The following is a 14,298-nucleotide window of genomic DNA, read 5'->3' on the forward strand; positions in this document are numbered from 1 at the left end:
TCCCGCCCGTCCAAAAAGGACAGGCGGGACGCCCATCCCACTTTCAAGAGTGGAAGTTATTTAATTCTCATTCCTTAGCTACATCATGTAATAACTGTATTTGATAGGAGTTTTTCGAGTGAACGCTGCCGAACAAGCCAGAAATATAGAAGTTGCCAGCAAAATTGCTGCCGTTGTTAATTTATTCAAGTCCGAATTCCCGGATACAAAAGTCGATTTGAAGCCTTGGATGAATGACGAGGATACCAGGGAACTTGTAGATCCAGATTCGATCGACATTGGTTTCCATTTCCCCGGTAGAAGCCGCTTGCTGCAAAGCCGCAGCATCCTGATTCAAATCCGATTTTACCAAGATCCAGTAGAAGGAAGCCGTCGGGCGATCGGGGTTGAGGCGGCCGGTTACGATCATACTGGTCAGCAGTGGCGCTTTTCCACCGTGGAAAATTGGAGTTTTCTCGGTCAAACCGAACCCGCTGCGGAGTCGGCCCAAAAGCTAAAAGACTTTTGCCGCGAGATATTCGGTTTGTTTAATAGTTAAGTTCCAGGGATTGTCGCAGGGATTTGGCGCCACATCCTAAGTAAATTGATATCAATTATCTTGCACCATTGCTAATAATCCCTTTAGAGGCGTTGCTTAGAGCAACGGTTCACAATAAAATTAAATTTTTGTGGAACAGGCATCCTGCCTGTTCTTGAGAATGGTGCGAAGGAGTGAGTTATTTCACACTATCGCAATTGTCGATCGACCTACAGCCAACAGGATAAGCAGATTTGTAAGTCGTCGGACGCTTGCCAAACAAAGTATAGCGGTTATCGCGGACTTGTTCGTACACGCGATCGCCCATCCACTTCATCCCCGGCATAGCCCGGTAAGCAGCCACAAACACCTCGCCTCCCGGCAACATCCGCCCTATTTCCTCCGCCGCATCGCTGCCCTGCCAGCGCCGTTGGGGGGTGTTGCCATCTATCAAAATCATCCCCATTTCGCAGTCAACAGAGGTAATTCCAAAGCGATTTAATTGCTCTAAATCTTGCATGGGAATATACTCAAACCGCTGGCCTTGGTCTAAGTTTTCTAGTAACTGTACCAAGGTAACGCAGAGATTGCAATTGCCGTCGTAAATTACGTTGTAATTCATTTGATAACTTCCTAAGCTTGCGATGAAATATTGCAGGAGTTGTACCTAACTAACTGTAGGGGGCGCCGCACCGCGCACCTTACTAACAAACTGTTTTGCTGACAGGAATCTCGATGGCAAATTCCGTCCCTTGACCCGGTGCAGAATTGCACAAAAGCCGCCCGCCGTGCTTCTCCACCACAATTTGATAGCTGATAGACAGCCCCAAACCAGTACCTTTACCAGGTTCTTTAGTAGTAAAAAACGGATCGAACAGCCTTTCGTGAACATCTATCGGAATCCCCGGTCCGTTGTCAGCAATCCGAATCACAATATGAGAAGGATCCCGAATTGAATCATCAGAAACAGCAGAATCTGCCTGAATCAAAGCATCCTGTTCATATTTTACATCCGTACAAATCCGCAGCGTCGGCGAAGGACAATAAGGAATAGGCGCCAGTTCCCCGTCCGCCCACTGTCCAGTCTCCATTGCCTCTTCCAAAGCATCAATTGCATTGCTAATAATATTCATAAATACCTGATTCAACTGTCCTGCATAACACTGTACGCGGGGCAAATTTCCGAACTCTTTGATCAGCGTAATTTTCGGATGTCCTGCCGTTTCTTTGAACCTGTGCTGCAAAATCAACAAAGTGCTTTCAATTCCTTCGTGAATATCCACCTGCTTTTGTTCGGCTTCGTCCAATCGCGAAAAATTCTTCAGCGACAGGACGATCTGGCGAATTCGCTCTGCTCCCATTTTCATAGAATTTAACAGCTTCGGCAAATCTATGAGCAGAAAATTTAAATCAATATTATCTATCTCTTTTTGAATGGCCGGTGTTGGGTGCGGGTATTCCTGCTGGTAAAGTTGCAGCATTTTTAGCAAGTCTTGAAAGTAATCGTCAGCGTGCATGACGTTACCGTAAATAAAGCTAACTGGATTGTTGATTTCGTGAGCAACGCCAGCGACTAATTGCCCCAAACTTACCATTTTTTCATTTTGAACCATCATGCTTTGAGTTTTCTGCACGTCCCGCAGGGCTTTTGCCAATTCTTGATTTTTAGTCCTCAATTGACTTTCTGAAAGCCGCACCGCTTCTTCTGCGTGTTTGCGCTTGGTAATATCTTTACGGATTGCTACATATTGATGGGGTTCTCCGCTGCTATTTAAGAAAGGTACAATCGTAGTATCCAACCAGAATAATGTGCCGTCTTTAGCTTGATTTTTCATTTCTCCCCGCCAAACCTTTCCCTGGCGGATGGTAGACCAAAGCTGCTTGAAAAAATCTGCTGGGTGATAGCCAGAATTGACAAGTTTGTGGGTTTTGCCGATCAGTTCTTCTCGGGAATATTTGAATAGTTCGCAAAATTGATCGTTGACATAGGTAATGACTCCGGATTCGTTGGTATTCGAGACAATTGCTGATTGATCCAAAGCAAATTTTTCAAATTCCAACTCTTGGAGAGTTTGGCGCAATTCTGCTTCTGCAAGTTTTCGATCGCTAATATCGGTAATCATCCGCAAAACCCCGGAAAAATTGCCCTCAGCGTCGAAGGTTGGCGTCGCCGATACGATCGCCCACAAGTGAGAGCCGTCTTTGCGAGTAAACCTAAAATCGTGGCGTTCGCGAATGCCTTGCCGCCTGCGCTCCACGTAACTTTCTGCTATTTCCTTAGATTCTGCGTCGATAAACTCAAATAGCGATCGTCCCAGCATTTCCTCCACAGTATACCCCAGCATTTCGGCCATTCGAGAGTTAGCAAAAGTCGTGATGCTTTCGGCGTCAAACATCCAAACACCCTCCGAAGCCGTCTCAACAATGCAGCGGTAATAACTCTCGCTTTCCCTGACTGTTGCCTCTGCTTGCTTGCGTTCGGTAATATCAGTTTGCACCGCAATAAAACCTTCGAGTTCCCCGGTTTCGTGATAAATTGGGGCGATGGAAAGCGCCACCCAATAACCCCTTCCATCCTTGCTGTAATTGTAAATTTCCTGATTGAACGGCACGCCCGTAGCCAAAGCCGATCGCAGTTGAGCAATAGTTAGCGGGTCCGTTTGAGGGCCTTGCAGTACATCACCCGGTTTTTTTCCCTGCATTTCTGCCAGCACGTAACCGCTAATCCGAGTAAATCCTTCATTCACCCATTCAATGCAGCCTTGAGCATCAGTAATAATCACACCCTTTTGCGTTTTTTGAGCCACAATAGCCAAGCGCGACAACTCTGTTTCAGTTTTTTTGCTTTCCGTAATATCTTCAGCAATACCCAGAATGTACTTAGGCGCGCCAGACTCGTCAAACAAAGGAACTTTTTTCTTGTGGACAATCCGCTTTCCCCGGCGGGGAAGTTGGATAGTTTCTTCAGGCAAATCGACGCATTTTCTCGTTGCCAACACTTCTAAATCTTGTGCTTGGAAGGAATTAGCCTGCTCTGAATCCAACAAATCAGCAGCCTTGTGTAACATCACTTCATCCTTGGAATAGCCAAACAATTCTTCGCTAGCATTATTCCAATAAATAAATTTTTGTTCCACAGCATCTTTAATAAAGACACTAATCGGCAGATTTTGCAGTACCGCATTCAGAAAATCTTGAGTGTTTCGCAAATTTTCCTCAGTTCGCTTTCGCTCCGTAATATCCAAAATCACTCCGTCGAGATAAACCACCCGAGACAGAGAATTTGCGCTGGGCAAAACCGGCTTTATCGGCGAAACCCGTGCTGCCAAAAATCCCTCTCTTTCCCCTTGTCTCTCTTGTCGAACTCTACTCTCCTGGGCCTCACAGCCAACAGCTTGACCTTTTTCGTAAACCCAGCTAATTGCGCCGTCAGCCCGGACAATACGGTATTCAAGGATGTACGGAGTTCCAGTTGCTACACTTTTTTTGACAGCAGCATCCACATTTGTGCGGTCTTGAGGATAGATAATGCTGGCAAAAGAACGGACGCAATCGTTAATAAAATCAGAAGATGGATAGCCTGATATTTCTTGAACAGCCTCGCTCAAAAACACCATTGTCCTAGTTAATGGGCCGTCGGGGCTTGTACAGTCGCAGGTACAGCGGTATACAGCACCGGGAATATTAGCTACTAAATTTTTATATTTTTCTTCGCTGCTTAACAAAGATGAGCTGTCTTCGTTATTCCGATCGCCGTTCTTAAGTTTAGAAGAATTCGAGGATATTTGCATGATTTTTTCACTTGTGAGTGCGGGGGCAAGTGTTAGAGTAGATGACCCTATTAACAGTGAATTTAATTTAGGAAATTATTCATTATAAACTAATATAGTACAAAATTAGTTCTGCGAACATTATGAAAATTTGATGGTGGCTAATAGGTAGAGCTAATTAAGCCTAGAGAGGTAGAAAACAGTTCGGTAACGGATGTAACGGATTTAACGGATTTAACCGATGGATGTTGAGGTTCCAGGGTTCGAGGGAAGATTTTCCCACTTTCCCACTTTCCCACTTTCCCACTCCCCCCATCTCCCCACTCCTCCACTCCCTCACTCCCCCACTCTCGTTAGAATAAGATAACTTGCCTTGCTACCGTGAGCCCCTCAAACAAAACACCATGACTCAACAACAACCCCGGATTTGCATTCTCGGCGGAGGCTTCGGCGGACTCTACACAGCCCTGCGCTTGAGTCAGTTACCCTTCTCCAAAACCGAAAAACCGGAAATTGTCCTAGTTGACCGCCGCGATCGATTTTTGTTCGTTCCCCTGCTGTACGAACTCCTGACCGGCGAACTTCAAACCTGGGAAATTGCCCCACCGTTTGCCGAAATCTTGCAAAACACAGGTGTGCGCTTTTGCCAAGGTACTGTCTCCGGCATCGATTTGGAGCAAAAGCGAGTGCATTTACACGACGGACCAGAAATTCCGTGCGATCGCCTTGTTTTAGCTTTAGGCGGCGAAACCCCCCTAGATATGGTCAAAGGTGCCGTTGAATACGCTTACTCATTTCGCACCCTCGACGACGCCTACCGCTTAGAAGAAAGACTGCGGTTTTTAGAAGCCAGCAACACGGATAAAATCCGGGTGGCCATTGTCGGCGCCGGTTATTCGGGAGTAGAATTAGCTTGTAAATTAGCCGATCGACTCGGAGACAAAGGTCGCGTGCGGTTAGTCGAGCAAGGCGACATGATTCTGCGGACATCGCCGGAGTTTAACCGCCAAGCCGCCACCAAAGCTTTAGAAAAACGGAAAGTGTGGATCGACTTAGAAACAGCAGTAGAGGCGATCGAAGCAGACACAATATCCTTACTTTACAAAGGACAATTAGATGTTCTCCCCGTAGACATAGTATTGTGGACCGTAGGAACTCAAGTTAGTCAAGCAGTGCGATCGCTACCCCTCAAACAAAACCGCCGCGGTCAATTAACAATCAATCCGACAATGCAAATTATCGACCATCCAGACATATTTGCCTTGGGAGACTTAGCTGAATGTCAGGATGCGATCGGTCAAAAAGTCCCCGCAACAGCCCAAACAGCCTTCCAGCAAGCTGACTACACCGCCTGGAACATTTGGGCATCCCTCACCGGTCGCCCATTACTTCCTTTCCGGTATCAGCCGCTAGGAGAAATGATGACATTAGGAATAGACAACGCCACCCTAGCCGGTCTAGGAATTCAACTCGACGGACAACTAGCACACATTGCTCGCCGTTTAGCCTATCTGTATCGGATGCCAACATTAGACCATCAACTAAAAGTTGGTTTTAATTGGATTAGCAAGCCGCTTCAGGAGTTGCTTAAAAGTTAGTTAATTGTTGACTGTTAACTGTTGACTGTTAACTGTTGACTGTTGACTGTTAACTGTTGACTGTTAACTGTTGACTGTTGACTGTTGATTTTAGGACTTATGATGGCGGCCCAGAAACCTGGTTTTGCACGGAAATACTTCACTACTACCCGCAGATTTGGTAAAGGCATAGTTTTTTATCTCGGTGTAGATAATAGAATATTAGCCACGATAAAAAATGCAAACTTCCACATTAAAACAGCCAAAAACCGAACTTCCACCGTTGATAGAGCGGGAAATTTTGTTCGGAAATCCTGAAAAAACTAGCCCCGAACTTTCACCAGACGGCAAGTATCTCGCCTACATTGCACCAGATGAAAACAACGTTTTGCAAGTGCAACTGCGTACCGTCGGTCAAACAGACGATCGCCAACTGACAGCAGATAAAAAACGAGGCATCCGCATCTTTTTCTGGACTTACAGCGGCGAAGAGTTAATTTACCTCCAAGATGCCGACGGTGATGAAAACTGGCATTTATTCTCAGTCAATATCCACTCAAATCAGGTTCGCGACTTGACACCATTTCAAGGCGTTCAAGCTCAGCCGATCGCCTTTGACCGCAACTTCCCCAATGAAATATTAGTGGGAATGAACATCCGCGATCGCAGCAAACACGACGTTTACCGCATCAACCTCAAAAATGGTGCCGTAGAATTTGACACCGACAACCCCGGTAACATCGTCGGTTGGACTGCTGACGCCCAATTTCAAGTGCGGGCGGCCACAGCCACCACTGCCGACGGCGGATCGGAATTGGTGTTTCGGGAAACTGCCGACAAGTCTTGGGAAAGCCTGCGAAGCTGGGGGCCCGATGAGGAAGGCGGTGCCGTCATGTTCTCAGAAAACGGCAAAATTCTTTACATCATCGGCAATCACGATGCTAACGCCGAACGTTTGATCGCATTAGACTTAGAAACCAAACAAGAAACCGATCTCGCCTCTGACCCAGAATACGATGTCGGCGGCATTGTCGTACACCCCACCAAGCGAGAGATTCAGGCAGTTTCCTTCTACAAGGACAAGCAAGAGTGGCAGATTTTAGACCAAAGCATAGCAGAGGATTTTGAGAATCTCGGCAAATTTCGCCCCGGCGAATTCTCCATCACCAGCCGCAACCTCGCCGATACCACTTGGCTAGTCGCTTACATGACAGACGACGGCCCAGTTTACTACTATGCGTTCGATCGCGCCTCCAAAACCTGCACCTTCCTGTTCAGCAACCAACCCAAACTCGAAGGGCTACCGCTATCATCAATGGAACCCATTTCTTACACCGCAAGAGATGGTTTAACCATTCACGGCTACCTGACAAAACCGGTTGGTGTCTCAACCCCCGTACCGACAGTCTTGCTGGTTCACGGCGGCCCCTGGGGACGCGATACCTGGGGTTACGATTCAGAAGCCCAATGGCTGGCAAACCGAGGTTATGCCGTTTTGCAAATCAATTTTCGCGGTTCCACCGGCTACGGCAAAGCCTTTCTCAATGCCGGCAATCGCGAATGGGCCGCTAAGATGCACGACGACTTGCTAGATGGGGTTAATTGGCTTGTAGAAACTGGAATTTCCCAACCAGATAAAATTGCGATTATGGGCGGTTCTTACGGTGGTTATGCTGCCTTAGTGGGATTGACTTTTAGTCCCGATGTTTTTGCCTGCGCCGTCGATATTGTCGGACCAAGCAATTTGATTACACTGCTGCAAAGTATTCCCCCTTACTGGGAACCCCTCAAAGCAAATATGTATCACCGCGTCGGCAATTTGGAAACAGAACCAGAGTTTCTCAAATCGATCTCGCCCTTATTTTTTGTCGATCGCATCCAGAAACCTTTGCTAATCGCCCAAGGTGCCAACGACCCGCGAGTCAAAGAAGCAGAAAGCGAGCAAATTGTCAATGCCATGAAGCAAGCCGGCAAACCTGTAGAATACGTGCTTTATACAGACGAAGGACACGGATTCGCGAGGCCAGAAAATCGGCTGCACTTTTATGCGATCGCCGAAGAATTCCTAGCCAAATATTTAGGAGGCAGATTTGAACCTGCGGGCAACATTGCCAATCATTCTGGCGTGGTGAATCCGCAAACAACTCACAACTGAAAAAGTTTGTAGTGAGGGCTAAAGTCCTCCAAGGTAAAATCCTAGGCAATCAAGACTAAAGTCCTTACTACAAACCAATAACAAATAACAAATAACAAATAACCAATGACCAAAGTAATTTTTTTAGACGCCGCCGGTACACTATTTGACGTTCGCGGCAGCGTCGGCGAAGTCTACGGCAAATTCGCCCGCAGTTGGGGAATAACTGTTTCTAACGAAGACTTAAATACAGCTTTTTTCCAAAGCTTCGCTGACTCAAGCCCGATGGCATTTCCCGGAAGAGAATTAGCAAAAATTCCCCAACTCGAATTTGAATGGTGGCAAGCAGTTGCCACCAAAGCTTTTCAAATAGCAGGCGTTTTCAACCAATTTGCAAACTTTCCCAAATTCTTTGCCGAACTCTACGCTCATTTTGCCACCGCCGAACCTTGGTTCGTCTATCCCGACGTATTGCCAGCCTTAAATAAGTGGCAGCAGCAAGGAATTGAACTAGCAGTAGTATCGAATTTCGATTCCAGAATTTATGCAGTATTAAAAGCACTCAACTTAGCCGAATATTTCACATCAGTGACAATTTCTACCGAAGTTGGCGCAGCAAAACCCGACTCTCAAATTTTTACCGCTGCTTTGCAAAAGCACAACGGCATTGCCGAGGATGCGTGGCATATCGGCGACAGCTTCAAAGCAGATTATTGCGGTGCTAAAGCCGCTGGATTAAAAGCAATTTGGTTGAACCGAGAACAGGAAAAAGTAGAATCAGGCAAATTGCCTTTAACTGAAACAAAAATAGAACAGTGCAGCAGCCTTGATTATTTGGCATTTTAACTTTACAATTTTAAGTAACGTACACCATTTAATAAATCAATTATCTTTAGGGTGCGCCGGACCGCGCAGCTTATGGTTATCTGTAGCGCGCGCGCTGCAAACGTTACCGTTATTGACTAACGTACAAGATTTAATACATCAAGAGCTTTACTGCTATAGGGAGACTGTAGTATCAAATCATGAAAAAAACATCGCTGACAACTATATTAACAGACACAATCACCGTGTTTTGGGGAGAATGGTTAGATTTGCGAGTCCGAATCCTGCCAGTTGCCGCCGCTGGTTTAGTATCCCCAGTCATTTACATTCTCGCTTTTGGTTTTGGGTTGGGAAGTTCCTTGCCTAAACCTGCAATTGGCGGCAATTATCTAGAATTTATGCTGCCGGGAATGGTAGCACTCTCATCGATGACAGTAAGTTTTACCGGCACAGTATTTTCGATTTGCGGCGAACGCCTTTTTACTAAAACATTTGAGGAATTGCTGTTGCTGCCAATACACCCCCTCGCTTTGCACGCGGGCAAAATGCTAGCAGGAATATTGCGGGGAATGCTGACTTCAGTGTCGGTGATTTTAGTAGCAGTTTTGTTTACTCAAAAGCTCGTCTTTCTGAATCCGCTATTTTTGTTAGTGATAATTCTCAACTCCGCTGTATTTGCGGGCCTGGGAGTGATAGTTGGGTTAACCGTAAAATCTCTGGAATCTGTGGGATTGTACAACAATTTTCTGATAACTCCCATGTCATTTTTGGGAGCGACATTTTTCGACCCAGCGACGCTACCCGTAGCCCTGAAAGGAATAGTTTATCTGTTGCCGCTGACTTATGCCAGCATTGGATTGAGAGCCGCTGCTTACGATGTGGCTAAGTTTCCCTGGTACAGCATAGCTGTTTTGTTAGTGGCTGCGATCGCCTTTTCTTTAATCGGCGCCCGTCAGTTTTCTACCCAACAAGACTGAAGAAAGCGATTAGTCATTAGTCATTAGTCATTAGTCATTAGTCCCGGACTTACATCATAGCGGTAAGGCGCGCAGTGCCAACCTGCAATAATTAGGTTTTGCGTCGAGGAAGGGAGTTATTAGTCATTAGACTTCTTCCATTCATGCCAAAACAATCTTAAAATTATCTGCGTTTATCTGTGTTTATCTGCCTGACATCTGCGGTCGATCGGCTCTCTCAAAGATTTATGCAAAAAGTTCATTAACTATCGGCTTAAAAGATATGAGAAAGTAACTTATAAACCAACCGAAAAATAGCTGTTCCAGCGATCGCACCCAAAGCAGCCAGCCATCCCACAAACAACAAGCCAGTGATCGGAGCACCAGGATAAATCATATTTGCCGCCGATCGCAAAGCCGGGAAAAACCACAGCACAGCCAGAGTACCAGCGCCAATAATCAACATCTCAGTCTGTTCGATCGCCCTGCGGTACTGGCCGTAAATCAGACCCCCCACAATCATCCCCAACAATCCGATACCAACGCCCGGAGACAGCGGCAAACTCCTCAGGGCGATCGCCAGCAGCCCCCCCTCAAAACCCGTAAACGCCGCCCCGGACAAAACCTCCCAAATCGAAAAAGCCCTTCTCGGCGAAGGTGGCAGCCCTCCAGGAGGAGTCGCAGGAACAGGCACAGGAGGCTGCTGAGGCGGTGGTGGCTGCTGAGTCGGTAGGGGAGTCGGAGTCCGTAGGGTCGGCGGCTGGAGGGCGATGCTAGGCTGTTGAGGCCGAGACATCAGAGCCGCTTCTACCTCCGCTGCCGATTGAAACCGCTGGCTAGGAGCTGATAATAACATTCGATCGAGAACGTGAGCCAAACGCGAACTTACCTGCACCCGCGAGTGCCAATTCCATACGTTTCTGTAACTATCAAACAACTCCGTCGGCTGCAAACCACTGAGCAAAGTAATGCAAGTCACACCCAAAGCATACAAATCCGTTGCCGGATACACTTCTTGCCCGCTCATCTGTTCTGGGGGAGCGTAACCCAAAGAATAAATACCAGTCGAAGCTTTTGCACTCCCAACACTTTGTGTTACTTGTTTAACAGCCCCAAAATCTAATAAATAAAGCCGACCATTTTTACCCCGCATAATATTAGCAGGTTTAATATCCCGGTGAATCGAACCGCGAGAGTGCACAAAATCGAGAATCTTCAAAATTTCCCGCAGCACCTCCACCGTCTCGGCCTCCGAAAACTTGCCTTTAACAGCCAGTTCATCCTCCAAATTTTCACCGTCAATAAATTCTTGAACCAAATAGAAAAACTGATCGTTTTTTCCCGGCTGCAAACTCGAAACAGTCACCTCAAAAAACGCCAGCAAACGCGGAATTTGCGAATGTTCGTTTCCCAGCTCTTCCAGCACCGCCGCTTCCCGTTCAAAGAGAGTTTGAGCGATTTTTAGCTGTGCCGGAGTCAGGCTGACCGACGGCTGCAAAAGTTTAGCAACGCACTGCGGCATCGCAGGAGTATCGCGGTCTCTGGCCAAAAACGCCGCCCCAAAACCGCCTTGACCCAACAACCTCACGGGCAAATAGCGGCCCCTCAAAATCAGGGGCATCCCGCAAGTCGTGCAAAACTTTTGCTGCACCGTTTTTAGCCGCGAACTGTCATCGAGGTCGGGAAAATAGTTTTGAGGGCGCGGGCAGCCCGGGCGGGTGCAGTAAACTTCCATTTTGGTTTGGTAATTGGTTGTTGGTAATTGGTAATTGGTAATTGGTAATTGGGAATTGGGAATTGGGAATTAGTTATTTTTCCCAGGGGTTATCAAACCAGATTTTAATCTCTCAACTAACCGCCAACTGCTAACAACCGGCGACCTCATAGATTAAGGACCCGCCGAGTTGGGAGTTGCTATTTCTATGAATCCCAAATCGATCGTCGGGGGTTCTTTCTTGTCGTGGATGGTGGAATAAGTAGCAAAGGTCGGCAAAATTTCATTGCTGAAAGCCTCTGCTGCTTTAGAACGGTAGCGGTTGGGGTTGTAAATCAGCGACAAAATCCGAGTTACCAAAACTTCGTCCATTTGAGTTTTGTGCAAGACGCCCATGAGCAACTCTTTTTCGATCGCCGAAACCGAGACAAAAGCAGCTCCCAGCCCCGACTGAACGGCATTTTTAATTGCTTCGATCGAGTTGAGCTCCATCTCAATTTTCAAGCGGCGCGTGTCAATGCCGCAGCGAGTCAGTACCTGATCGATTACTTTGCGGATAGTAGACTGCGAATCGAGGGAAATAAACTGCAATTTGTAAAGGTCTTCTTTTTGGATAGTTTCTTGTTGTACCATCGGGTGAGATGGAGGGAGAATCAGAGCCAGTTCGTCCTCAGCGTAAGGAACAATTTCTAAAGCTTCTACAAGTTCGGTAGGAATTTCTCCGCCAACAATTGCCAAATCGATTTGCCCGTTGGCCACACTCCACGCCGTGCGGCGGGTCGAGTGAACGTGAAGCTGTACCGCTACATCCGGGTACTTTTGGCGAAACATCCCGATCATCCGAGGCAGCAAATACGTCCCCGTTGTTTGAGAAGCGCCCACGATCAAAGTACCGCCTTGCAGATTTTGCAAATCTTCCAGAGCTCGACACGTTTCCTGGCAAAGCGATAAAATTTTCTCGCCGTAACTCAGCAGCAGGTGTCCGGCTTCGGTCAGTTGAGCCCGCCGCCCCCCCCGGTCAAACAGCGGCACGTCCAATTGTCTCTCTAAGTTTTGCACCTGCAAGCTAACAGCAGGCTGCGATACATAGAGGCTGTCTGCGGCGCGTTTGAAGCTTCCTTCAGAGGCGATCGCCTTGAGAATGCGTAACTGGTCTAAAGTGAAAGGAAGGTCAGACATATATCTAAAATTGTCAGTTGGTGTAGGGGCGGGTCTTATGTCAATCTCTGCGGTCAATCGACAAGCTGGTTCGTAAGGCTGTGCAAAAGTCGGAATTGACTTCGAGGCCAATCATTTGACTGCAACAGACGCAACCTTACAGGCAGTTGTACTCGTCCTCCGTCCTCCGTCTTTAGTTGTTATCCGGTCACTAATGACTGATGACTGATGACTGATGACTGATAACCGCTGATTGCTCCCATAGATACTTTGTGACACAAATTGGCCGAGAATCAATAACTTTTCTTAATATTTGCAATGACGATCGACTTGGCGCTCGACTCCCACTTAGTTATTCTGGGCCTGTTACTGGTTTTTGCGATCGCCCACAGCGGTTTAGCAGCCCTCCGGCCCTCCGGTGAAAAGCTGATCGGGCCGAGACTTTACCGGGTTTTTTTTGCCCTTGTCAGTTTGCCGCTAGCCGTCATTCTGATTGTCTACTTTTTCAACCACCGCTACGACGGTTTGCAGCTTTGGCAAGTACAGGGATTACCCGGAGTTAAACCTGCTGTTTGGATACTTTCGGCAATTTCTTTTCTGTTTCTGTACCCAGCAACTTTCAACCTCCTAGAAATTGCCGCCGTCCAAAAGCCCCAAGTTCACCTCTACGAAGCCGGCATCATTCGCATCACCCGTCACCCGCAAATGGTGGGACAGGTGATTTGGTGCGTGGCCCACACCCTGTGGATTGGCACTAGCTTTACCCTCGTCACTTCCCTCGGTTTGGTACTTCACCACCTGTTCGGAGTCTGGCACGGCGACAGGAGACTTCAGGCTCGTTTTGGAGAATCCTTTGAAACCATCAAATCTCGAACCTCAATAATTCCATTTTTGGCCATCCTACAAAAGCGTCAAACCCTTGATTTGCTAGAGTTTCTGCGTCCTTCCTACGTAGGTGTAGTCATTTTTACGGGCCTGCTGTGGAAAATTCATCCTTTTTTGATGCGTGTAACTAGGAACATATACTGGTAGCATGATCCCTAGGATAGAAAAAAATTATTAAATTTTGAGGGATCATGGTGTTGTCGGTTAGCGAACGCACTTTTGCACAAGAGGTGTTTCAAGCCTCTACCCCCGTTTTAGTTCACTTTTGGGCGCCTTGGTGCGGTTTGTGCCGCGCGATCGAACCCACGCTTACGACATTTGAGGCGGAGTGGGCAGTTCAAGTCAAGGTCGTAGGAGTAAATGCCGATCAATGTTTCAAGTTGGCCAACACCTACCGGCTGACAAGTTTGCCCACGCTGATTTTGTTTGAGGGCGATAAAGTTCGATTTAGATTTGAACATTATCAAGGACGCGAGGAACTGCGGCGGACTCTGGATTCCTGGATGCTCGCGACTAACCTAGCTTCCCCATCTCAACGGCTGCAATGCCAGGAAGTAGCCAAGAGGTAACATCTTTAACTGCCATAGCTATTAGAGCCCCGACTTCTTTAAGAAGTCGGGGCTCTGGGTCTTCTGCTTTTTTTAAGTGAGCTTACTTACTGACAGTTTGAACTCACATCTTGCATCGGTAGTGCTTTTTTGTAAAGGACAGAGGAAAACAATCTATCTTATTATGCAATCCCCATTTTTTTTCTGATTTGTT

Annotated in this window: 12 protein-coding genes; 7 read left to right on the forward strand and 5 right to left on the reverse strand. The window is 47.1% G+C overall.

What is annotated here, in order from left to right; genetic code table 11:
- Positions 1 to 118: 118 nt before the first annotated feature.
- Positions 119 to 538: a hypothetical protein gene (locus tag QUB56_RS34780; protein WP_332960918.1), complete on the forward strand. Its 420-nt coding sequence runs from the start codon at positions 119 to 121 to the stop codon at positions 536 to 538.
- A 178-nt stretch (positions 539 to 716) separates the two neighbouring features.
- Here QUB56_RS34780 and QUB56_RS34785 read toward each other — a convergent pair whose 3' ends face one another.
- Positions 717 to 1,139: a DCC1-like thiol-disulfide oxidoreductase family protein gene (locus QUB56_RS34785; RefSeq protein WP_332960919.1), complete on the reverse strand. Its 423-nt coding sequence runs from the start codon at positions 1,137 to 1,139 to the stop codon at positions 717 to 719.
- An 82-nt stretch (positions 1,140 to 1,221) separates the two neighbouring features.
- Positions 1,222 to 4,308 carry a PAS domain S-box protein gene (locus QUB56_RS34790; RefSeq protein ID WP_332960920.1) on the reverse strand — a complete coding sequence of 1,029 codons (3,087 nt, stop codon included), beginning with the start codon at positions 4,306 to 4,308 and terminating at the stop codon, positions 1,222 to 1,224.
- 383 nt (positions 4,309 to 4,691) lie between these two features.
- Here QUB56_RS34790 and QUB56_RS34795 point away from each other — a divergent pair, with 383 nt between their 5' ends.
- Entirely contained in the window at positions 4,692 to 5,885 is a 1,194-nt protein-coding gene (locus QUB56_RS34795; RefSeq protein WP_332960921.1) for an NAD(P)/FAD-dependent oxidoreductase, read from the forward strand.
- A 14-nt stretch (positions 5,886 to 5,899) separates the two neighbouring features.
- Here the strand turns inward: QUB56_RS34795 and QUB56_RS34800 are convergent, their stop codons facing one another.
- Positions 5,900 to 6,055, reverse strand: a complete 156-nt coding sequence (locus tag QUB56_RS34800; RefSeq protein ID WP_332960922.1) for a hypothetical protein — start codon at positions 6,053 to 6,055, stop codon at positions 5,900 to 5,902.
- 47 nt (positions 6,056 to 6,102) lie between these two features.
- Here QUB56_RS34800 and QUB56_RS34805 point away from each other — a divergent pair, with 47 nt between their 5' ends.
- The 3 genes from QUB56_RS34805 to QUB56_RS34815 all read left to right on the forward strand — a co-directional run bounded on the left by QUB56_RS34805 (position 6,103) and on the right by QUB56_RS34815 (position 9,800).
- Positions 6,103 to 8,019: a S9 family peptidase gene (locus QUB56_RS34805; protein ID WP_332960923.1), complete on the forward strand. Its 1,917-nt coding sequence runs from the start codon at positions 6,103 to 6,105 to the stop codon at positions 8,017 to 8,019.
- A gap of 105 nt (positions 8,020 to 8,124) precedes the next feature.
- Positions 8,125 to 8,844 carry an HAD-IA family hydrolase gene (locus QUB56_RS34810; RefSeq protein ID WP_332960924.1) on the forward strand — a complete coding sequence of 240 codons (720 nt, stop codon included), beginning with the start codon at positions 8,125 to 8,127 and terminating at the stop codon, positions 8,842 to 8,844.
- 179 nt (positions 8,845 to 9,023) lie between these two features.
- Positions 9,024 to 9,800: an ABC transporter permease gene (locus QUB56_RS34815; protein ID WP_332960925.1), complete on the forward strand. Its 777-nt coding sequence runs from the start codon at positions 9,024 to 9,026 to the stop codon at positions 9,798 to 9,800.
- Positions 9,801 to 10,053: 253 nt separating this feature from the next.
- On the opposite strand, the gene QUB56_RS34820 is transcribed toward QUB56_RS34815, so the two are convergent.
- Both QUB56_RS34820 and QUB56_RS34825 read right to left on the reverse strand, forming a co-directional pair.
- Positions 10,054 to 11,514: a serine/threonine-protein kinase gene (locus tag QUB56_RS34820; RefSeq protein WP_332960926.1), complete on the reverse strand. Its 1,461-nt coding sequence runs from the start codon at positions 11,512 to 11,514 to the stop codon at positions 10,054 to 10,056.
- Between the two features lie 153 nt (positions 11,515 to 11,667).
- Positions 11,668 to 12,672, reverse strand: coding sequence for a LysR family transcriptional regulator (locus QUB56_RS34825; RefSeq protein ID WP_332960927.1), 1,005 nt, complete (start codon positions 12,670 to 12,672; stop codon positions 11,668 to 11,670).
- A 297-nt stretch (positions 12,673 to 12,969) separates the two neighbouring features.
- Here QUB56_RS34825 and QUB56_RS34830 point away from each other — a divergent pair, with 297 nt between their 5' ends.
- A complete protein-coding gene (locus QUB56_RS34830) occupies positions 12,970 to 13,683 on the forward strand; it encodes an NnrU family protein (protein WP_332960928.1) in 714 nt (237 codons plus the stop codon).
- A gap of 44 nt (positions 13,684 to 13,727) precedes the next feature.
- Entirely contained in the window at positions 13,728 to 14,105 is a 378-nt protein-coding gene (locus QUB56_RS34835; RefSeq protein ID WP_332960929.1) for a thioredoxin domain-containing protein, read from the forward strand.
- Positions 14,106 to 14,298 lie beyond the last annotated feature (193 nt).

It is taken from the genome of Microcoleus sp. AR_TQ3_B6 (assembly GCF_036702785.1).
Taxonomy (GTDB): Bacteria; Cyanobacteriota; Cyanobacteriia; order Cyanobacteriales; family Microcoleaceae; genus Microcoleus.